At 67.9% G+C, this 18,944-nt stretch carries 17 protein-coding genes and 1 pseudogene; 11 read left to right on the top strand and 7 right to left on the bottom strand.

The genetic code is table 11. The features are described from left to right. A pseudogene (locus HR086_RS30895) lies at positions 1–258 on the top strand (transglutaminase domain-containing protein); the annotation flags it as partial. Between the two features lie 12 nt (positions 259–270). Here HR086_RS30895 and HR086_RS30890 read toward each other — a convergent pair. Next, complete coding sequence (locus HR086_RS30890) at positions 271–1,296, bottom strand: arginine N-succinyltransferase (RefSeq protein ID WP_141647287.1); 1,026 nt, start codon at positions 1,294–1,296, stop codon at positions 271–273. A 356-nt stretch (positions 1,297–1,652) separates the two neighbouring features. On the opposite strand from HR086_RS30890, the gene HR086_RS30885 reads away from it, so the two are divergent. Then, complete coding sequence (locus HR086_RS30885; protein WP_254626541.1) at positions 1,653–2,675, top strand: polysaccharide lyase; 1,023 nt, start codon at positions 1,653–1,655, stop codon at positions 2,673–2,675. Positions 2,676–2,753: 78 nt separating this feature from the next. Here the strand turns inward: HR086_RS30885 and HR086_RS30880 are convergent, their stop codons facing one another. Beyond that, entirely contained in the window at positions 2,754–3,509 is a 756-nt protein-coding gene (locus tag HR086_RS30880; protein WP_174467430.1) for a hypothetical protein, read from the bottom strand. A 127-nt stretch (positions 3,510–3,636) separates the two neighbouring features. On the opposite strand from HR086_RS30880, the gene HR086_RS30875 reads away from it, so the two are divergent. The 3 genes from HR086_RS30875 (at position 3,637) to HR086_RS30865 (ending at position 6,224) form a co-directional block, all read left to right on the top strand. Further along, entirely contained in the window at positions 3,637–4,101 is a 465-nt protein-coding gene (locus tag HR086_RS30875) for a MarR family winged helix-turn-helix transcriptional regulator (RefSeq protein WP_174457873.1), read from the top strand. Between the two features lie 49 nt (positions 4,102–4,150). Continuing rightward, positions 4,151–4,915, top strand: coding sequence for an SMI1/KNR4 family protein (locus tag HR086_RS30870; protein ID WP_174467429.1), 765 nt, complete (start codon positions 4,151–4,153; stop codon positions 4,913–4,915). A 79-nt stretch (positions 4,916–4,994) separates the two neighbouring features. Beyond that, positions 4,995–6,224, top strand: a complete 1,230-nt coding sequence (locus HR086_RS30865; protein ID WP_174467428.1) for a hypothetical protein — start codon at positions 4,995–4,997, stop codon at positions 6,222–6,224. Between the two features lie 66 nt (positions 6,225–6,290). Here the strand turns inward: HR086_RS30865 and HR086_RS30860 are convergent, their stop codons facing one another. Beyond that, positions 6,291–7,235 (bottom strand): haloalkane dehalogenase, encoded by a 945-nt coding sequence (locus HR086_RS30860; protein WP_254626540.1) that lies wholly within the window; start codon positions 7,233–7,235, stop codon positions 6,291–6,293. Between the two features lie 67 nt (positions 7,236–7,302). Here HR086_RS30860 and HR086_RS30855 point away from each other — a divergent pair, with 67 nt between their 5' ends. Further along, the gene (locus HR086_RS30855) at positions 7,303–8,214 is read left to right on the top strand and encodes a LysR family transcriptional regulator (protein WP_174467427.1); all 912 of its coding nucleotides are present in this window, start codon (positions 7,303–7,305) and stop codon (positions 8,212–8,214) included. 11 nt (positions 8,215–8,225) lie between these two features. On the opposite strand, the gene HR086_RS30850 is transcribed toward HR086_RS30855, so the two are convergent. After that, entirely contained in the window at positions 8,226–9,659 is a 1,434-nt protein-coding gene (locus HR086_RS30850; protein ID WP_254626539.1) for a hypothetical protein, read from the bottom strand. 152 nt (positions 9,660–9,811) lie between these two features. Here HR086_RS30850 and HR086_RS30845 point away from each other — a divergent pair, with 152 nt between their 5' ends. The 5 genes from HR086_RS30845 (at position 9,812) to HR086_RS30825 (ending at position 15,191) form a co-directional block, all read left to right on the top strand. Continuing rightward, positions 9,812–11,335: a pyridoxal-dependent decarboxylase gene (locus tag HR086_RS30845; protein ID WP_174457880.1), complete on the top strand. Its 1,524-nt coding sequence runs from the start codon at positions 9,812–9,814 to the stop codon at positions 11,333–11,335. A 163-nt stretch (positions 11,336–11,498) separates the two neighbouring features. Next, a complete protein-coding gene (locus HR086_RS30840; RefSeq protein ID WP_371817348.1) occupies positions 11,499–13,094 on the top strand; it encodes a serine hydrolase domain-containing protein in 1,596 nt (531 codons plus the stop codon). A gap of 59 nt (positions 13,095–13,153) precedes the next feature. Further along, positions 13,154–14,437, top strand: a complete 1,284-nt coding sequence (locus tag HR086_RS30835; RefSeq protein ID WP_174467425.1) for a TIGR04013 family B12-binding domain/radical SAM domain-containing protein — start codon at positions 13,154–13,156, stop codon at positions 14,435–14,437. Positions 14,438–14,500: 63 nt separating this feature from the next. Continuing rightward, positions 14,501–14,839 carry a hypothetical protein gene (locus HR086_RS30830; RefSeq protein ID WP_141647275.1) on the top strand — a complete coding sequence of 113 codons (339 nt, stop codon included), beginning with the start codon at positions 14,501–14,503 and terminating at the stop codon, positions 14,837–14,839. Between the two features lie 100 nt (positions 14,840–14,939). Beyond that, positions 14,940–15,191, top strand: coding sequence for a hypothetical protein (locus HR086_RS30825; RefSeq protein ID WP_141647274.1), 252 nt, complete (start codon positions 14,940–14,942; stop codon positions 15,189–15,191). 3 nt (positions 15,192–15,194) lie between these two features. Here HR086_RS30825 and HR086_RS30820 read toward each other — a convergent pair whose 3' ends face one another. The 3 genes from HR086_RS30820 to aceB all read right to left on the bottom strand — a co-directional run bounded on the left by HR086_RS30820 (position 15,195) and on the right by aceB (position 18,786). After that, positions 15,195–15,623 carry a hypothetical protein gene (locus HR086_RS30820; protein ID WP_141647273.1) on the bottom strand — a complete coding sequence of 143 codons (429 nt, stop codon included), beginning with the start codon at positions 15,621–15,623 and terminating at the stop codon, positions 15,195–15,197. A 201-nt stretch (positions 15,624–15,824) separates the two neighbouring features. After that, the gene (aceA, locus tag HR086_RS30815; protein WP_174457883.1) at positions 15,825–17,111 is read right to left on the bottom strand and encodes an isocitrate lyase; all 1,287 of its coding nucleotides are present in this window, start codon (positions 17,109–17,111) and stop codon (positions 15,825–15,827) included. Positions 17,112–17,160: 49 nt separating this feature from the next. Continuing rightward, entirely contained in the window at positions 17,161–18,786 is a 1,626-nt protein-coding gene (gene aceB / locus HR086_RS30810) for a malate synthase A (RefSeq protein WP_174467424.1), read from the bottom strand. Positions 18,787–18,944 lie beyond the last annotated feature (158 nt).

Raw genomic sequence — 18,944 nt, 5'->3', positions numbered from 1 at the left:
CGGGAGAAGGGTGTGAAGGTGGCCCTGGTGCACGGACTGCTGGTGGTGGACGGAGGGCCGGCCCGGCCGCACGCCTGGGTGCGCGTGGCGCTGGTGGGCGGGGGTACGCTGGATTTGGACCCCACGTCGTTGGATGACGTCCGCGCGGACACGCACCTGGCGCTGGCGCTCGCGGAGGCGCGCGGCCCGGCGCTGGAGGCTGGTGCGCGGTGGTTGGCGCTCTTGCGCGGGGCGCACCGGGTGGTGCGCCGACCGTGAGCCGGGCGCGGGTTATTCGAAGGGGATGATGGACAGCTTCGCGCCCGCGTCGGCGCCGAGGATTTCCTTGGCGCGGGCGGGCAGGTAGGCCACCGTGTTGTCGAGCCGGGCCTGGCAGCGCACCGAGCGGAAGCGGTTGCGACCGGACTCGCGCTCGTAGGCGACGAGGATGTCGTCCCCCTCCATCTCGAAGTCCTCGTCCGCGAGCTTCACCGTGCGGTACTTGCGCACCAGCGACACGTCGGAGGTGTTGGCCTCGAAGTGCGGTCCGCCGTCGAACGGGTCGATGCGCTCCACGTACCGGAAGCCGATGCGCTCCAGCATGCGCTGCACGCCGCGCGTCTGCGGCCCCACCTCGCCCAGCACCTTCTGCACGCGGTCCGGGAAGAGCGACGCGTAGATGTCCGACGCGGGGAACAGCTCCTTGATGAACTCCTTGTTCTGCCGGCTGAGGCGGTCCGCCTCCAGGTACGTCAGGCCGGTGAACTTCTTGCCGCACGCCTCCCACAAGAGGCTCCGCCCGTCGGGGAGCAGGGGCGGGAGCAGCTCCGCCAGCACGCGCGGGCGGAACAGCCGGCGGTGCATGGCGAGGAAGAGGAAGCGCACGTAGGACAGCTGCTTGCCGGGCTTGTCCGGCGTGGCCCGGTACGGCGGGTCCACCACGAGGCCGCCGATTTCGGTGGGGCCCTCGTAGTTGTAGGCGATGGACAGCACCTTGTGCCGCAGGTGCCGCTCCAGGGAGGCGGAGTAGTGCTCCCGCTCGCTCACCTCGTAATAGATGTGCGGCGCCTCGTACGTGCCGTGCTGGGCGATGATCATCGACGTGCCGATGATGAGCCCGTTGCGCACGTCCTCGAGGACGAAGAGGTACTCCCGCTCGAAGGGGTTCTTCACCTTCCCGGCGAAGCTCTTCACCGACTTGTCGATGATGTTCTCGAGCGTCTCCTCGTTGTTCGGCAGGTTCACCGTGTTGAGCACGGCGGCGAGCCGCTTGAGGCCGGCCAGGTCGGTCTTCTGGACGTCACGCAGGACAAGCATGGGTGCACCCGGGACGCCCCTGGAATGGGCGCCGGAAGGGGTGGGGACCATACACCACACCACCTGCCGGCGGTCAGCTCACCCTCGCTTGTTTCCTCGCGTGACGCGCTGAGTCATTAGGTGAACTATCCGCCCTGGCAGGCACGCGTGGCCCACGCACGGGCTCGCGCGGGGTGAAACATATATCAAACGTCCAACCCCCTGACTGGACGCTCGCCCTGTTGTCAGGCGAGTGGGAAGAAACGGTGGGGGGAATGAAGCGTGGAATGGTTTCGGCTACCGTGTGTCGACCGTTGGCTTTCAAACCTTCGCAAGGACACGTGCCATTGAGAGTCTTTGTTCCTGGAATGCTTGCGATGTGGATGCTCCCCAGTCTGGCGTTCGCCGGAGTCGTGTGGCGCGGTGACTTCGAGACGGGCAACCGCTCGCAATACTCGAGCGAGCAGGTGGTGAGCTCGGACCGGTTGTTGGTGGTGACGAACCCGGTGGCGGAGGGCAAGTACGCGCTCAAGGTCACCGTGAAGCAGGGCGACGACCCCATCAACTCCAGCGGCAATCGCAATGAGCTGGTGTACCAGGGCAAGGAGAAGGAGGGCTCCGAGTATTTCTACCGCTGGAAGGTGATGTTCGCGGCGGACTTCCCCAGCGTGGACACGTGGCAGCTCTTCACGCAGTGGCACCATGACGGGTGCTGCGGCTCACCGCCGCTGGAGTTCTACGTGCGCGGCGAGGAGATTCGCATGGCGCTCAACTACGACTCCACCATTCCATGGCGCGGCAAGCTCCAGCGCGGCGTGTGGCACGAGTTCATCCTGCACGTGAAGTGGTCCTCCAAGGCGAGCACGGGCTTCGTGGAGCTCTGGCACAACAAGGAGAAGGTGTTGGCGAAGAAGAGCGCCGTGACGATGTACGCGGGCCAGAACAACTATCTGAAGCTGGGCCTGTATCGCAGCGACACGGTGAAGCCGGTGGGCGTGCTGTACCACGACGGTTTCATCCAGGCGACGACGCTGGCGGACGTGCTGGATGCGACGCCCACGCCCACGCCGGATGCGGGCACACCTCCTCCCGCGGATGCGGGGACGCCCACGGTGGACGCGGGCCCTCCTCCCCCGACGGACGCGGGCACGCCCACGGTGGACGCGGGTCCGCCGGTCGACCCGGAACCGGAGGAGCCCACGGACGCGGGCACTCCGCCTGGGAGCGATGCGGGCACGTTGCCGGAGGAGGGACCCGGCGGAGTGCTGCCTCCCACGGGTGTGACTCCCGATGGCACGGACGGGGAGGCCGCAGGCTGCAACAGCGCTGGCGGGCCGCTCGCGGGGCTCGCGCTCCTGGGGTTGATGGGCCTGGCCTGGGTGCGTCGCCGGCGCTCTTGAGGCTCGCGCTGGGACGCTGTGCTCATCGACGCGGACTCGGGGGCTCGCCGCTGAAGCTCCCGAGTCCTGGGTCCGCGCTCACAGCTCCTGGGCCTGCGCGCGCTTGAGCTCCAGGTCCAGGTCCTGGGTCTCGGAGCGCTTGCTCAGGTGGGGCTCGAGGTAGCGGCTCACATAATCCAGGGTGAGCCGCTTGGAGTCGGGCTGCTGCCAACCGGAGAGCTGGAGCTTCGTCTCCGAGTCCTTCCACGTCTTCTCCAACTGGTAGTCCGTCCTGGCCGCGAGCGCCTCGATGCGACGCCGCTCCTCGTAGGCGTGGTCGTCCCCGGTGGTCCGGGAGAAACTCGTGCCCTCGCCCAGGCTCAGGTTGTAGGACTCCGCCATGCGCAGGCGCTCGTCCGCGTCCTCGGCCGTGTCCCGACGCGAGGTGGGCGCGCCATACTTCATGCTCAGCAGCTCCGAGAGCGCACCGAAGTCCTCGCGCAGGGGCGCGTCGGTGTCGAAGCGCAGCGACACGGTGGCGAGCTTGTTCAGCGTGAATCTGAAGTCCACCGTCGCCAGGCGGTCCGTGACGCGGGTGGTGACGCGAAGGTCGCCCTGGGACGACGTCGTCCGGGCCTCGGGATGGAGCGCGCGGACCTCGTCGGGGGACATGCCCCAGCGGGTCTCCTGGAAGCCGCTCTTGCCCCGGTAGTGGGCGAACTCCTCGGCGGCGAAGGCGTCATTGGAAGCGCGGATGGCCTCCCGGCGCTCCAGCAGCGCCTGCTGTCGAGCCGAGGTTCCGCAGGCGGTGGCGAGCAGACACAGGGGAAGAAGTCCGGCGAGGGCACGAAGCATCACGGGCTCCTGGAGGCGTGGGTGCGCTCCTGGGACGTCACGGGCCTCCAGAAATTCACGGGAGTTTCGGAAGCGCGGGAGACGCGGTTGATTGACAGTCATCTGTCAATCAGACAGCCTTCTGTCCATGGCGAAATACACGACGGCCGGGTCGACGTTCACGGACCTGGTGCTCGAAATCTTCCGGAACAACGGCCTGCTGCTCGCGGCGGGTGAGCGCCTCTCCGAGCCGTCGGGGCTGACGAGCGCGCGTTGGCAGGTGCTGGGTGTGGTGGACCATGAGCCGACGCCGGTGGCGAACGTGGCGCGCACCATTGGATTGACCCGGCAGAGCGTGCAGCAGACGGCGGACGCGCTGGAGGCCGACGGGCTGGTCGAGTACCAGGACAACCCGCACCACCGCCGGGCCAAGCTCATCGCCCTGACGACGAAGGGGCGCGAGCGGCTGCGCGAGGTGGAGGCGCGTCAACTGGCCTGGGCGAACAAGGTGGGAGGCCGGGTGTCCGTGGCGTCACTGAAGACCGCGCTGGGGGCGCTCCAGGAGGTCCGGGAGGCGTTGGAGCAGGACGTCGCCGTGGCGAGCGAAGCCTGAAGCCGTTGCTCCGTGTCCGGTTGGCGTGCTGCTCAGGAGAAACCCTCTCATGGATTGGCCCCTGGTGTTCGAGTTCATCCGGCAGCGCGACCCGGTGTTCCTGTCCCGGCTGGAGGGGGTGCCGGACGCCGCCATCGCGACCCTGGCCACGGACCGGGGCGTCACCCTGCCTGAGTGCTATGTGGAGTTCCTGCGGCGGATGGGAGGCAGCAGCAACGACTACTGCCCATTTGGCGCCACGCAGGACCACCGCTTCTCCGCCATCGCCGAGCGGCTCGGTGAGGACGACGACGCGCTGTTGAGCCGATTCTTCCCCGTGGCCCTCGAAACCGACGAGTCGCAGGTGGCGTTGTATGGCCACCACCTCGACCTGCGGCGCGCCGAGGATGATGACGTGCCGCTCGTGATGCTGGAGCAGGGTGTTTCGCTCGACTTGCAATTGCCCGTCGAGTCCCACGAGACCTTCGGCGAACGCATTACCACGAGCGTGTTCAGTCACTTCGAGCTGAGCTGCCGTGCGCACCACGAAGTGGTGACCCAGGGCTGCGAGGGAAGCGGGGTGTTGCCGCGGGCCGTGGCGCTGCTGCGAAGCGCCGGGTTCGTGCCTGTCCTGCCATTGCTGGGCCGCGTGGCCTGTTTGCAGGCGGGGCCGCTCTGTGTGCATGCCCAGTTCGATGAGAACCCCGCGCGGCTGACGCTGCGGCTCGGTGGCGATGACCCGCTGGCCCTGAAGGAACTCGCGGACCGGTTGTTCGCGGACCTGCCCGGTGCGCGGCGACCCCGGGCGCCGAAGGGGCCGCGCGGCGTGCGCTGAACCCCGGGGCGCGCGACCGCTCCGGTGGAACAATCACACGCATGGTGAATACAGCGCAGGTGCGTCCGTCATCAGGCGCATGCACGACATCTTGCGCGGCACGGTGCTCTCCGCACTGCTGGCCACGTCCGCGACGGCGTGGGCCGAAACTCCTGTGTCTCCCGATGCCACCGTGTCCCCGGTGCCACTGATTGCCCTGGTCCCTGGGAAGGTCCTCTCTATCGATTCGCAGGGCTCCCGAACCCTCGCGGACTGCGAACAGGTCGAGGAACACCGGATGCTGGCCGGGCCCGACAAGGGCAAGTTGTTTCGGGAGACCGAGCCGTGCTCGTTCTGGTACCTCGCCGTGCATCCACCCACGGGACGCTGGGCGATGGGTGTTTCGGTCAGCGGGGATATCGGTACGACTCGACTGGTGAGCATGACGCTGTCGGGTCGGAAGGTCGAGGTGCCCACCGACAAAGCGGGTCGCGCCAAGGAGGGCAACCTGCTCGTGATGGGGGACCTGGAGGGCGTCGTGGCCATCACCCCCGGAGTCCCGGCGCAGTGGACCAGCAATCAGGTCCAGCACTCGCAGCGTCCCGAGTTGTTCACGGCAGACGGCTCTCGTGTGCTCGTCGCCAACGGGACCTTGACCACCGCGGACTGGTGGAGTTGGAGCTTCGGGCCCAAGCCGGAGGGCGTTCGCGTGTTGCCCGCGCATGTGACGGACACCGCGAGCAATGACCTGGTCCTGGGGGAGTCGCGCACCGTGGTGAGGCACGAGCGTGGCGGAGTCCGGGTCGCCACGCTGGACCCCACGGGCACGAAGCCCTGGAAGCTGGGCTCCCCCATGAAACAGAAGCGGAAGGGCCTGCTGACACCCGTGGTGCTCGGGGACTCGATGATCTTCTACCGAGAGGGGACGCAGGACGAGGGTATGAACTGCGAAGGTGCGGACTCGGCCACCTATCGTCGCCTCGACCTGCGCACCGGTCAGGAGAAGGTCTGGCGGACCCATGAGACGTACTGCAGCGGCTTCGGAATCGCGGCGGCGAGCGCGCGGCGCAGGACGGCGTACTTCATCGAGAGCAACTACTTCTCCACCGGCGTTTCCCAACTGTATGAGTACTCGCTCGACGGGGATGAGGTCCGTGAGCTGAAGGCTCAAGGTATGGAGGGGGTGCACGACATCAGCGAGGACGGGCGAACGCTCCTCTTGTACGCGAGAGGCGGTGTCATCACGGTCTACGACAACGACACGGACGAGTCGGCTTGGTTGACGAACCTCGAGAAGGTCACCGACGCGGGACTGCTCGACCTGCGCTGAAGCGGCGTGTGTACGCCAGCATTCGAGGTGCTGGCGTGCAAGTCGAGTCACACGTCGCGATGGGGCTCACCAGCCGTGACGGTCGAGCCAGCTTCGGAGCGCGCGGGCGATGTCGTCGGGCGCGTCCTCCGGCGCGTGGTGTCCCGCCGGGGGGAGCGGAACGATTTCGAGGCCCGGGAGGGACTTGCGTACCCACTCGATGACTTTCGGCGCGCTCAGGCCGGTGTCCCCGAACGTCAGGAGGAGTGCGGGCTTCACGGAGGGATGGGCAAGCCACGCGTCATAGCGCTCGATGACGGCGATGACATCGGCGGGTTCTCCTTCGATGGGAAGCTCACGCGGCCACTGAAGCATGGGGCGCCGTGACGCGGCATTGGGGTAGGGGGCGTAGTAGGCCTCGCGGGCGCTCTCGGTGAGGCCCGTCTTGACGCCATTGGCGAGGGAGCGTGCGAGGAACTCGTTCTGCTCCAGCACCATCTTCTCGCCGACGCCGGGCGTACGCAGCGCGCGGAACAGTTGCTCACCCTGTGGCGTCGAGTCGCTCCAGTTCATCGACCGGAAGAATGTCTCGAAGACCACGACGCCGCGCACGCGGTCCGGATGTCGCGAGGCCCAGTCCAGGGCGAGCACTCCGCCCCAGTCGTAGCCGACGAGCACGACGTCGCGCAGGTCGAGCGCGTCGAACCAGGCGTCGAGGTACCGCGTGTGGTCCGCGAAGCGATAGGCGATGTCGGGCTTGCCAGAGCTCCCCATCCCGATGAGGTCGGGCGCGAGGCAGCGGCCCCGGTCGGCGAGCTGTGGAGTCACGTTGCGCCACACGTACGAAGACGTGGGGTTGCCGTGGAGGAACACGATGGGCGAGCCGGTGCCCTCCTCTCGGTAGGAGATGAAGGAGTCGAGGACGGGGGCCTGGTGGGTGGTGGGCATGGGCGTGCGCTGGGGAAGGACAGGTGGAGACGTGTGGCACGCGATGAGCGTGCCGGTGACGAGCCAGCCGAGCAGTCTGTGCATGCGCCCAATATGCGGCCGGTGAGACCTTCCTGGCCGTGATGATTCGTGAGCAGTAACCTCACGAGCCATGAGCATTCAGATAGGGGCCATCGACCTCAATCTCCTCCTGGTCCTCCACACCGTGCTCACCGAGCGCAGCGTGGTGCGCGCGTCCGAGCGGCTCCATGTCACGCCGTCGGCCATCAGCAACAGTCTGGCCCGGCTCCGCGCCCTGCTCGGGGACCCACTCGTGACGCGGAAGGGACGTGGCATCGTCCCCACGCCGAGAGCGCTCGCGCTGGCCCCCGCCATTGGCCGTGGGCTTCGAGAGATGGAGCTCGCGCTCCATGAAGTCCCTTTCGAGCCGCTGCGGTGCAAGCAGACCTTCACCCTGGCCATCGCCGATGCGGGACAGCTCACGTGGGTGCCGCGAATCGCGGCGCTGATGCGCAAGGAGCTACCGAACGCGCGCCTGAGCGTGGTCGGTATCGATTCCCTCGTCTCGCTGGGGGACCTGGGGTCGGGGCAGGTGGATTTGCACCTGGGCGTGGCGGGACAGGGGGCGGGTCTGCACTTCGAGCCGTTGTTGACGGAGCGCACCGTGCTCGTGGCTCGCCGAGGGCACCCGGTGCTGGGCAAGCGCCAGTCGGCACGGGCGCTGGGGGGACTCCGGCATGTCCGCGTGGAGATGGTGCCGGGAAAGGGCTTCGGTGACGCCGTTGGAGCCGCCTACGCACGTGCGGGCATCCCGCGGGAGGTCGTCATGACGGTGCCCACGTTCACGGCGGCGGCGGCGGTCGTCGCCGCGACCGACCTGGTCGCGACGTTGCCAGAGTCGCTCGTACACGAGCACGGCGCGCGTCTCACGGTGCATCCGGTCGACGCGCCGCATCCCTCACATTCCGTCAGAATCTCGATGTGCTGGCACGAGCGCACCCACGCCGACCCGGCCGCGCGCTTCTTCCGCGAGCTGGTGCGGCGGGGTGTCGTGGCCGAGTGAAGTGGCTCGGCTCAGCGCTGCCCTGATTCCAGGCCGGGCCTGTCTTCGAAAAGCTGGACCCAGCGTCCGTCGAAGCCACCGCTCGTCGGCGAGTACCACGCGCCCGGCAGCCAGAAGCCATGCTCCACGCCATCCTTCGAGTCCGTGAAGCCCGTGTGCACGAAGTAGTCGTGCTGCCACCAGAAGGAACCCGGTGACGTGCCGTAGCCGCTCGCGCTCGCCCGAGTCTGGCCGCGAGAGTCCGCCACGCTGCTGGCATAGGCATTGTCGTGGAACGCGTTCGAGCCACCCCCGCCGAAGTCGGACGCGCTGTCGTTCAGCTCGAACGTGCCCAGCAGCCACTTCTTCGCGATGTAGCCCTCGCGGTCATCCTCGTTCTCGATGTCTCGCGTCTGCGGGAAGAAGCGCTGCATCCCCGCGCTCACCTCCGCCTGTCCCGCCTCGTTGACGATGGCGCTCTCCAGCCAGAAGTCGATGGGGGACGTGTCCTTCCAGTGCGTCGTGTAGCCGCCGTATTGCCAGTGCGTGGGCAGGATGTCCGCGAGGTCCTGAAGCTCATACGTGATTCGCTTCACGTTGGGCCAGGTGACGGTCTTCCCGTTGTCGTAGCGGCTCGCCAGCGCGTCCGCCGTCGCATACGTGAGCGCCCGCGCGCCGAACGCCGCCACCGCGTCCGCCGAGCCCTCCGGCACGAAGGCGTAGTGCACGTTCTTCCTACCATCGTTGTTGACCCCGGCCTCCGCCTTGCCCGCGCTCGCCATTCGGCCCGCGAAGAACGAATAGGGGTCCGTGCAGAAGCGCAGCTCCTGCCCATGCGCCGCCGCCAGCTTGTCGGACCACTCCGCCTGCCAGATGAGCAGGTGCTTGCCCGTGGCCGTCTGCATGAGGTTCAGGTCCACGTGCCCCGCCCGGCGCACGACGTTGCGCTTGTGCTGCGTCACCACTCCGTAAGCAACGGACTCACCACTGCCCGGGTTGCCCACCACGTTCTGGATGAGCAACTCCACCCGCTCCCAGTCGTGGAGCTGGTAGTCCCCGGCCGCGTTCTTATCGAGCGCGTGATACACGTGGTAGATGAGGACGAGGTTCTTGCCTCCGTCCATGAACTCGATGAGCGACGTGTACAGCGTCGGCCGGATGCGCCAACCGTCATAGGCGCTGGGGCCTGTACGAGACGCGTCGACGTACTGGGGGATCTGCTTCCAGTTCAGTTTGTTGTTCGAGAAGTTCCCATCCCGGTCGAAGTCGAAGTTCGTCACCCAGTCATAGCCGTGCCGCCCATCGTTCCCGTTGCCGCGCTTGAGGATGACGGGCGCGTAGTACTGGAGGAACGCCTGCCGCTGTGCGCTCGTCAGGGACCACGCCTGCGCGTGGGCCTGTGTGGGCCAGCACAGCGCGGCGAAGGTCAGCGCGAGCACGCCGTACAGGCCGAGCCCTCGAAACATCGGAGCACGTCTCGTGGTGTCTGGAGTCATGCCCCGAGCAAACCATGACTCTTCCCATATCAATGTTGGGAAAACGTGAATAAGTGCATTTCCTGAAAGGATGGCGCTGTGCGTCGCTTGAAGCTTCACGGGGCCCGTGTCAGGAACCGCGCATGCGCGATGACTCGACTGGCGGTGATGGAGGCGTGCCCCACCTGAGCCCGGAGGAGTTCCGGAAGCTCGGTCACCGGATGGTGGACTGGATTGCCGACTATCAGGCGCGGCTGGAGTCCTTCCCGGTGCGCTCCCAGGTGGCGCCTGGTGGCGTCGCATCGAAGCTGCCCGAGCATCCTCCCGAGGAGGGGCTCGCGGGTGAGGCCGGCTGGGAAGGCATCTTCAAGGACCTGGAGGACATCATCCTGCCGGGGCTCACGCATTGGCAGTCACCGTCCTTCTTCGCGTACTTCCCGGCGAATGCCTCCGGGCCCGCCGTACTCGGAGAGCTGCTGTCCGCGGGCCTGGGTGTGCAGGGAATGCTCTGGTCCACCAGTCCCGCCGCGACGGAGCTGGAGACGCGCGTGCTCGACTGGCTCGCGGAGCTGACGGGCCTGCTCGAGGACTTCCGTTCCACCTCCGCCACCGGGGGCAGCGTCATCCAGGGCACCGCGAGCGAGGCCACGCTCGTCGCCATGGTGGCCGCTCGCGAGCGCGCCCGTCGTCACGGTGCTCCCGCTGATTCCGAGTGGGTGGCCTATGCGTCCACGCAGGCGCACTCCTCCGTGCTCAAGGCGGCCATGTTGTGCGGAGTGGCCCATGGCGCCGAGGACACGACGCATGTGCGGCTCATCGAGACGAGTGCCCGCTACGGGATGCGGCCGGAACTGCTGGAGCGCGCCATCCGCGAGGACCTCGATGCGGGGCGCGTGCCCTTCTTCGTGTGCGCCACCGTGGGGAGCACGTCGTCGGGCGCCGCGGACCCGGTTCGCGCGGTGGGCGAGGTGATGGCCCGCACGCCCATGCGTGCGTCGGGCGGTTGGCTGCATGTCGACGCGGCCTGGGCGGGCGCGGCGCTGGTGTGCCCCGAGCACCGGGACCTGCTCGATGGCATGTCCGGGGTGGACTCGCTCGCGTTCAATCCGCACAAGTGGCTGCTCACCAACTTCGACTGCAACGCCTTCTACACGCGCGACAGGAAGGCGCTGCTCGATGCGCTCAGCGTGACGCCCGAGTACCTGCGCAACGCCGCGAGCGCGAGCGGCGCCGTCATCGACTACCGCGACTGGCAGGTGCCGCTGGGGCGCCGCTTCCGTGCGCTGAAGCTGTGGTTCGTGCTGCGTCACTATGGCGCGAAGGGCCTGCGGGCCCACATCCGTGAGCACGTGCGGCTGGGGGAGCGCTTCGAGTCGTGGGTGTCCGAGGACGAGCGCTTCGAGGTGGCCGTGCCCCGCTCCCTGTCACTGGTGTGCTTCCGCTTGAAGCCGCTGCCTGGCGAGCCTCCTCAGGCCACGGACGCACGCAACCGGGAGCTGCTGGAGCGGGTGAATGCCTCGGGCAAGATGTTCCTCTCACACACCGTGCTGCATGCGGTGGAGGGGGCGCCTGCTCGCTATGTGCTGCGGATGGCCATCGGGGCTTCGATGACGCAGGAGCGACACGTACGCGCCGCGTGGGAACTTCTCGCGTCCTCCGTCGGCTGACGTCCTCCAGGAACACGGCCGAGGGGGCGCGCGCCAGGGGACACGTCCGTGTGTCCCTTTACACGGCGTAATGAAATGCGACGGAAGGCGAAGCGTTCTCTCGCCAGCCAGGCACCTGGTTGTCGCGGTACCCCACACCCCCGTCGCTCTCCTGGAGTCCTTCGTGTCACGACGTGCCCTGTTCCTGCCGCTCTGCGCGCTGCTGGCTTGCGCCCACTCCCAGCCGGCCTCTCCTCCGTCGACCGTTGCCGCCTCGACGGTGTCTTCTCCAGAGGCCAGCGCCGCGATGACGCGGGCCTGGATGGCCCAGCACGAGGGGGACGCGGCGAAGGGGCACGCCGAGCTGCGACAGGTTTGGGACGCGGGACACCAGTTCGAGGAGGTGGCTCGCGCCGCCGCGGGCATGGCCGCTGCTTCGGGCGATACGGCCATGGCCATGACCTGGTTGGAGCGGGCGCTCGACAAGGGACTGGCCGACCCGGCGGGCCTGCTTCACGCCAAGGCGCTGGCCTCGCTGCGCACACTGCCGGGTTACGACGCGTTGGTGGAGCGCGCCCGGAAGAACGCGCTGGAGGCTCGGCACGCCTGGGGCGTGGGCGCTGGACTGGAGCGAAGCTCTCCGCGCGAAGCGGGACTGTCCGAACCCGCGTTGGCGGAGCTGCTGAAGGCCGCCGAGAAGTCGGGCTCCGCAGGACTCGTGCTGCTGCGTCACGGCAAGCTGGTGGGGGAGTGGTACTTCGGCGGCGAGACGCATCGCATCGAGGCCATGTCCGCCACCAAGGGCATGGTGGCGCTGGCCATCGGCCTGCTCATAGACGAGGGGAAGATTCCGTCCGTGGACACCCCGGTCTCCACCTTCTTCCCCGAGTGGAAGGACGGCCTCAAGGGCAAGGTGACGCTGAAGCACCTGCTCAATCACACGTCGGGGCTTGCCTCGAATCGCACCGCCTTCGACATCTACGAGTCCAAGGACTTCGTGCGCTACGCGCTGGACTCCGAGGTGGTGGACGAGCCCGGCAGCAAGCACGCGTACAACAACAAGGCCACCAATCTCGTCGCGGGCATCGTGGAGCGCGCGTCGGGCGAGAAGATGGATGTGTATCTCGCGCGGAAGCTCTTCACTCCGCTCGGCATCCGCGACTTCCGCTGGGACAAGGACCCGTCGGGCAACCCCGTGGGCATGGCGGGCCTGCAGCTCCATCCCGTGGATTTCGCCAAGGTGGGGCAGATGCTGCTCCAGGGCGGCACGTGGAAGGGCCAGCGTGTCCTGAGCGCGTCGTACATCCAGGCGTTGGGCGGTGCTCCCTCTCAGCCGCACACGCCCACTGCGGGACTGCTCTGGTGGCTCCTCTACGAGCAGGGCATGTCCGTCACGCTCGGTACGGACATGCTGGAGCAGGCTCGGCGCAACGGCTTCCCCGAGGCGCCGCTGGCCCGGCTGCGGGACCTCGCGGACCGCCCCGTTCCGCAGGGCGTGTTCCTGGCCACGTTCGTGGAGAAGCTGGGAGACGCCTCCCTGCTCACTGACTTCATGGAGAAGTCCGCTCCCTACAACTTCAAACAGAACGTGGAGGGCCCGCCCAGCGGCTTCGCGGCGATTGGCCAGGGCGGACAGCGTGTCCTCGTGCTGCCGAAGTACGACCTCGTGGCCGTGCGCATGTCGGACTCCGATGAGCGCGTTCCCGACGAGGCCCTGGAGTTCTCCGAGTTCACCGGCAAGGTGCTCGACCTCGTCCGGCCCGCGCCCTCCGCGCGCTGAGTCGCCTGCTCTCTCGGAGTCCTCGCGGCTGGGGCCATGTGGCATCATGGTGGACGCTCATGGTGCCGCACCGTCCCATCTCGCTCGTCCTCAGCTATCAGTACCCGGGCAAGTACGCCTTCACCGTGCTGGCGGGCGCCGTCGAATCCGACCCCGCGCTCGCGGACGTGAAGCTGTTCTTCCCTCGCGACAGGGAGACCCTGCTCTCCACCGTGAAGGAGCGCGCCGACGCGGGCGACACCGTGGTGGCCGCGTGGTCCTTCTACTCCGCCAGCTTCGCCGTCTCCGCGGAGGAACTCGCGTGGGTGCGCGAGCGACTGGAGGGCCGCTCCGTCCTCTGCATCGCGGGCGGAGTCCACGCGACGGCCGAGCCCGTCCAGACGCTCCAGGCCGGCTTCGACCTCATCGCGATTGGGGAAGGCGAGTACTCGCTGCGCGAGCTGCTCGGGCGCGTGCAGCGCGGAGAAGACCCGCGTGACACGCACGGCGTGGCCCACCTGAAGGACGGCAAGCTGGTGCAGCACGGCCGGGGCGAGGGCGTGAAGCTCGACGACTTCCCTCCCTTCGCGGCCCGTCACGCCATGTTTGGCGCCATCGAGATTACGCGCGGCTGCATCTACGCGTGCCGCTTCTGCCAGACGCCCTTCATGAGCAAGGCGCGCTTCCGCCATCGCTCCGTGGCCAACATCGCGCACTGGGCCCGCGAGCTGCGGCGCTCGGGGCGGCGGGACATCCGCTTCATCACGCCCACGTCCATGTCCTACGGCACCGCCGACGAGACGATGAACCTGGCCGCCGTGGAGGAGCTGCTCGCCGCCGTGCGCGAGGCCATGGCTCCCGATGGGCGGGTGTACTACGGCACCTTCCCCTCGGAGGTCCGTCCCGAGCACATCACACCGGAGGCGCTCGCGGTCCTCAAGCGCTACGTCCACAACGACAACCTCATCATCGGAGGGCAGTCCGGCTCCGAGCGCATCCTCCAGGCCACGCGCCGCGGCCATGACGTGGAGACGGTGGTGCGCGCCACGTGGCTCGCGGTGGAGGGCGGCTTCGTGCCCAACGTGGACTTCATCCTCGGCCTCCCCGGCGAGACGCCCGAGGACGTGGAGGCCACGGTCTCCCTGATGGAAAAGCTGGGGAAGCTGGGCGCGCGCGTCCACGGACACACCTTCATGCCGCTGCCCGGCACGCCCTATCGCGACGCCGCGCCAGGGCGGGTGGATGAGGAGACGCAGCGCAAGCTGGACACGCTCGCCTCCCAGGGCCGGCTGTATGGCCACTGGAAGCAGCAGGTGGCGCTGGCGGAGGGCATCGCCTCGCGACGAAGGCCCCGGGCGGGCTAGCGTCCCTTGCCCGCGTCACTTCCTCGGGCCCGCGAGCGCTCAGGCGCTTAGGATGGGTGCGCGATGTCCTCCGACGAGACCCCTCCCTACTGGTTGCTCATCTCCGTCCTCTTCAGCTCCCAGCCGCTGACGCCCTCGCTCGCCATGACGCTGCACCAGACGGCGTACGAACTGCACGAGCGAGGCGAGGGCGCGAAGGACGTCGCCGGGGACATGCTGAGCGGCAAGGTGCGCAACCTGCGCAAGGACGTGGCGCTCGGCGGCATCGCCGGTCCTGCCTTCGAGGCGGACATCGAGACGGAGCGCGGCTCCGGCGTGGTGCGCTTCATCCTCACGCGCCAGGGCCTGGAGATGATGCGTCAGCAGCCCGCGACGCCTCCTCGCCCGAAGTACCTCAACTGAGGTGACGGGGGGCTGCTCGCTGGCTCTCTGGCTGCGCGAAGCGTCCCGTCGTCCCCACCTTCGAGTCACGGGCTGAGTGCACCCTCGAAGGAGCGACCCCATGGACCCGAAGGAGTATCTCCAGACGCCGCTCGGAATCCCCCTGGACCCCGAGAAGCAGAAGGACCCGGAGGCGGATGGAGACCGGGTGCCCGCCGAGGGGCGCGCCGAGTTCCTCAACGACATCACGGGGCAGGACGGCGGTCAGCGCACGGAGGTGGGCCATCCGTATGATGGCGCCGGGGACCTCCAGCAGGGCCAGCGCGCCGAGTACCTCAAGCGCGCCGAGCGCAAGACGACGAAGAAGCGCTAGCGACTAATCCAGCGACACCTTCGTGCGGTTGCCCATGTGGAAGATGGAGTTGCTCAGCGTCGCGGCGGACAGCTCCGCCAACTCCATCATCACCTTCTGCTCCTCCGCCTCCTTGGAGCCCGCCGCCGGCGTGGACGCGGCCTGCGCGCCGTCCGCGGAGCTGGCGTCCTTGGCGACGGGGGGACGGCCCACGGCCGACAGGTAGGAGTTCAGCAGCCCGCCGTGCGAGGAGCCGCCCACGGAGTTGAGCGCCGACTGCACCACGAGACCGCCCGTGGACATCAGCGGATCACCCGGGCGGTTCGCCGCCGACATCATGTTGTTGTTGTGCTGCTGCATCACCGCGCCGAAGCCCGCGCGCGAGGCCGCGGCGTTGGCCTGCGGCGTGGGGACCTGGACCCGAGGACCGGTGAGGTTGTTGATGCGGCTCATGGTGGGCTCCTTGGCAAACCGAGGGCGCACGAAGCGCGATTCTCGGAGGTCTGCACACATTATCGCCCGAAGCCCCGGGAAGTTGCGTCCAGGCGCGCGGAGCCTGCCCGCTGGCCAGAAAAACGACCGAAGGCCGCGGACTTACGGGCAGGGTGCCCCAGGTCCACGGCCTTCGGATGGATCAGCGAAAAAGGCGCCCGATTAGAACTGGTGGGCCTCGGTGGACTCGTGCAGGGCCAGGGTGCTGGCGGAGCCGCCGGAGATGACCTCGGCGACCTGGTCGAAGTAGCCGGTGCCGACCTCGCGCTGGTGACGCGTGGCGGTGTAGCCGTCCTTCTCCGAGCCGAACTCGCCCTGCTGGAACTCGCTGTAGGCCGCCATGCCGCGGTCCTTGTACTTGCGGGCCAGCTCGTACATCGAGTGGTTCAGCGCGTGGAAGCCGGCCAGGGTGACGAACTGGAACTTGTAACCCATGGCGCCCAGCTCACGCTGGAACTTGGCGATGGTGGCGTCGTCCAGGTTCTTCTTCCAGTTGAAGGACGGCGAGCAGTTGTAGGCCAGCATCTTGTTGGGGAACTTCGCGCGGATGGACTCGGCGAACTTCTTGGCCTGGGCGAGGTCCGGGGTGCTGGTCTCGCACCACACCAGGTCCGCGAAGGGCGCGTAGGCGAGGCCGCGGGCGATGGCGCAGTCGAGGCCGCCGTTGAGGCGGTAGAAGCCCTCGGAGGTGCGGCCGTTCTTGCGGTCGATGAAGGCGTGGTCGTACTCGTCCGAGTCGCTCATCAGCAGCTTAGCGCTGTCGGCGTCCGTGCGGGCGACGAGCAGGGTGGGCACGCCCATGACGTCGGCGGCGAGGCGCGCGGCGGTGAGGGTGCGGATGAAGTGGTTGGTGGGCACCAGGACCTTGCCGCCCATGTGGCCGCACTTCTTCTCGCTGGCGAGCTGGTCCTCGAAGTGGACGCCCGCGGCGCCGGCTTCAATCATGCTCTTCATCAGCTCGAAGGCGTTGAGCGGGCCGCCGAAGCCGGCCTCGGCGTCGGCGATGATGGGGGCGAACCAGTAGCGGTCGCTCTTGCCCTCGGCGTGGTCGATCTGGTCCGCGCGGCGCAGGGCGTTGTTGATCTTCTTCACCACGGTGGGGACGCTGTCCACCGGGTAGAGGCTCTGGTCCGGGTACATCTGCCCGGCGGAGTTGGCGTCGGCGGCGACCTGCCAGCCGGAGAGGTAGATGGCCTTCAGGCCCGCGCGGACCATCTGCACGGCCTGGTTGCCGGTGAGCGAGCCGAGCGCGTTGATGTAGTCCTCGGTGTGGAGCAGCTCCCACAGCCGCTTCGCGCCGACTTCCGCCAGCGTGTAGCTGATGGGCAGGGTGCCACGCAGCTTCAGCACGTCCTTGTCGGTGTAGTTGCGGGTGATGCCCTCGAAGCGTCGAGCGTGGAGCTTGGCGTGGGGAGTGGCATCCGGGGTCGTCGTGGTGGCGTCGTACATCGCAGGCTCCTCGGTGCGGCGGTGAAGGGTTGAAGAAGAACGAAAGGTTTCAGCGAGTGGCATCCAGCGCCGCGTAGGCGGGCAGGGTGAGGAAGTCCTCGAAGGTGGAGGCGGTGGACAGGCGCTCGAAGAGTTCGCGGGCGCGCGTCACGTGGTCGGCGCCGTAGCGCTGCTGGACGCCTTCGCGCTCCAGCTCGGCCATCTCCTCGGCGAGCAGCGTCTGGAACAGCGCGGTGGTCACCTTGCGGCCGTCGTCGAGCGGGGCGCCGTGGTGAATCCACTGCCAGACCTGGGCGCGGGAGATTTCGGCGGTGGCCGCGTCCTCCATCAGGTTGTAGAGGGGCACGCAGCCCAGGCCGCCCAGCCAGGCGGCGGTGTATTGGATGCCGACGCGGAGGTTGTGGCGCAGGCCCTCTTCGGTGCGCGTGCCGGAGGGGACCTTGAGCAGGTCGGCCTCGGTGATGCGGACGTCCTCGCGCTTGTTGGAGAGCTGGTTTTCGCCCTTCATGTTCGCGTCGAAGATGTCGCGCGCGAGGGCGACGAGGCCGGGGTGGGCGACCCACGTCCCGTCGTGGCCGTTCTTCACCTCGCGCAGCTTGTCGGCGCGGACCTTCTCGAGGACGGCCTCGTTGGCGGCGGCGTCACCCTTGATGGGGATGAACGCGGCCATGCCGCCCATGGCGTGGACGTTGCGGCGGTGGCAGGTCTGGATGAGCAGTTGGGAGTAGGCGTTGAGGAACGCCTTGTCCATGGTGACCTGGCCGCGGTCCGGGAGGACGACGCTGGTGTCGGACTGGAGCGTCTTGATGAAGCTGAAGATGTAGTCCCAGCGGCCGCAGTTGAGGCCGGCGGAGTGCTCGCGCAGCTCGTGGAGGATTTCGTCCATCTCGAAGGCGGCGGGGAGCGTTTCGATGAGGACGGTGGCCTTGATGGTGCCGCGGGGGATTCCGAGGGTGTCCTGGGCGAGCAGGAACACGTCGTTCCAGAGGCGGGCCTCCAGGTGGCTCTGCATCTTCGGCAGGTAGAAGTAGGGGCCGGTGTTCCGCGCGAGCTGCTCGCGGACGTTGTGGAAGAAGAAGAGGCCGAAGTCGAAGAGGGAGCCGGAGATGGGCTTGCCGTCGATTTCGACGTGGCGCTCGGGCAGGTGCCAGCCGCGAGGACGCACGAAGAGGACGGCGGGCTTCTCGTTGAGGGCGTAGTGCTTGCCGCCGTCGGCGGTGAAGGAGATGCGGCGGCGGACGGCGTCGCGGAGGTTGAGCTGGCCGCGGACGACGTTGTCCCAGGTGGGGCTGTTGGCGTCCTCGAAGTCCGCCATGAAGACGTTCGCGCCGGAGTTGAGCGCGTTGATGATCATCTTCCGGTCCACGGGGCCGGTGATTTCGACGCGGCGGTCCTGGAGGTCCGGAGGCAGGGGAGCCACCGTCCAGTGGCCGTCCCGGATGGCCTTCGTTTCCGGCAGGAAGTGGGGACGCTCGCCCTTGCGCCAGGACGCCTGGACCGTCTTGCGGCGCTCCAGGAGGGCTTCACGGCGTTCGCCGAAGGCGCGGGCGAGGCGGGCGACGAAATCGAGGGCGGCCGGGGTGAGGACCTCGGCGTAATCGGGGTGCCACGGCCCCTTGACGGCCACGCCAGCGCTGAAGGCCGGGGTCTTCGAGGAGGGGGCATCCGCGGTCATCTCGACTCCTTGGCTTGCTGCGTTGTAAATCAGCTTCGACGGGTCGGAAAATGGATCTTCCGAGGGAGGAAAGGAAGTGTCGGTCAATTTGTGCCTGCTTGGCTGTAATGCTGTCAACACCCGCCGGATTAAATCTGTAAATCAACAGACTTGGCGCG

It is taken from the genome of Myxococcus sp. CA039A (assembly GCF_013336645.1).
Classification (GTDB): domain Bacteria; phylum Myxococcota; class Myxococcia; order Myxococcales; family Myxococcaceae; genus Myxococcus; species Myxococcus llanfairpwllgwyngyllgogerychwyrndrobwllllantysiliogogogochensis.
The sequence above is the reverse complement of the archived record's forward strand: the minus strand, read 5'-3'. Positions and strand labels throughout refer to the sequence as shown.

Bases quoted from the DNA above. Each gene is read 5' to 3' on its own strand.
- aceB (WP_174467424.1), bottom strand. From the start codon at position 18,786: ATGACCGCGGATGCCCCCTCCTCGAAGACCCCGGCCTTCAGCGCTGGC.
- HR086_RS30875 (WP_174457873.1), top strand. From the start codon at position 3,637: ATGGCGAAATACACGACGGCCGGGTCGACGTTCACGGACCTGGTGCTC.
- HR086_RS30860 (WP_254626540.1), bottom strand. From the start codon at position 7,235: ATGCACAGACTGCTCGGCTGGCTCGTCACCGGCACGCTCATCGCGTGC.
- HR086_RS30855 (WP_174467427.1), top strand. From the start codon at position 7,303: ATGAGCATTCAGATAGGGGCCATCGACCTCAATCTCCTCCTGGTCCTC.
- HR086_RS30885 (WP_254626541.1), top strand. From the start codon at position 1,653: ATGTGGATGCTCCCCAGTCTGGCGTTCGCCGGAGTCGTGTGGCGCGGT.
- HR086_RS30890 (WP_141647287.1), bottom strand. From the start codon at position 1,296: ATGCTTGTCCTGCGTGACGTCCAGAAGACCGACCTGGCCGGCCTCAAG.
- HR086_RS30845 (WP_174457880.1), top strand. From the start codon at position 9,812: ATGCGCGATGACTCGACTGGCGGTGATGGAGGCGTGCCCCACCTGAGC.
- HR086_RS30865 (WP_174467428.1), top strand. From the start codon at position 4,995: ATGCACGACATCTTGCGCGGCACGGTGCTCTCCGCACTGCTGGCCACG.
- HR086_RS30825 (WP_141647274.1), top strand. From the start codon at position 14,940: ATGGACCCGAAGGAGTATCTCCAGACGCCGCTCGGAATCCCCCTGGAC.
- HR086_RS30870 (WP_174467429.1), top strand. From the start codon at position 4,151: ATGGATTGGCCCCTGGTGTTCGAGTTCATCCGGCAGCGCGACCCGGTG.
- HR086_RS30850 (WP_254626539.1), bottom strand. From the start codon at position 9,659: ATGTTTCGAGGGCTCGGCCTGTACGGCGTGCTCGCGCTGACCTTCGCC.
- HR086_RS30820 (WP_141647273.1), bottom strand. From the start codon at position 15,623: ATGAGCCGCATCAACAACCTCACCGGTCCTCGGGTCCAGGTCCCCACG.
- aceA (WP_174457883.1), bottom strand. From the start codon at position 17,111: ATGTACGACGCCACCACGACGACCCCGGATGCCACTCCCCACGCCAAG.
- HR086_RS30830 (WP_141647275.1), top strand. From the start codon at position 14,501: ATGTCCTCCGACGAGACCCCTCCCTACTGGTTGCTCATCTCCGTCCTC.
- HR086_RS30835 (WP_174467425.1), top strand. From the start codon at position 13,154: ATGGTGCCGCACCGTCCCATCTCGCTCGTCCTCAGCTATCAGTACCCG.
- HR086_RS30880 (WP_174467430.1), bottom strand. From the start codon at position 3,509: ATGCTTCGTGCCCTCGCCGGACTTCTTCCCCTGTGTCTGCTCGCCACC.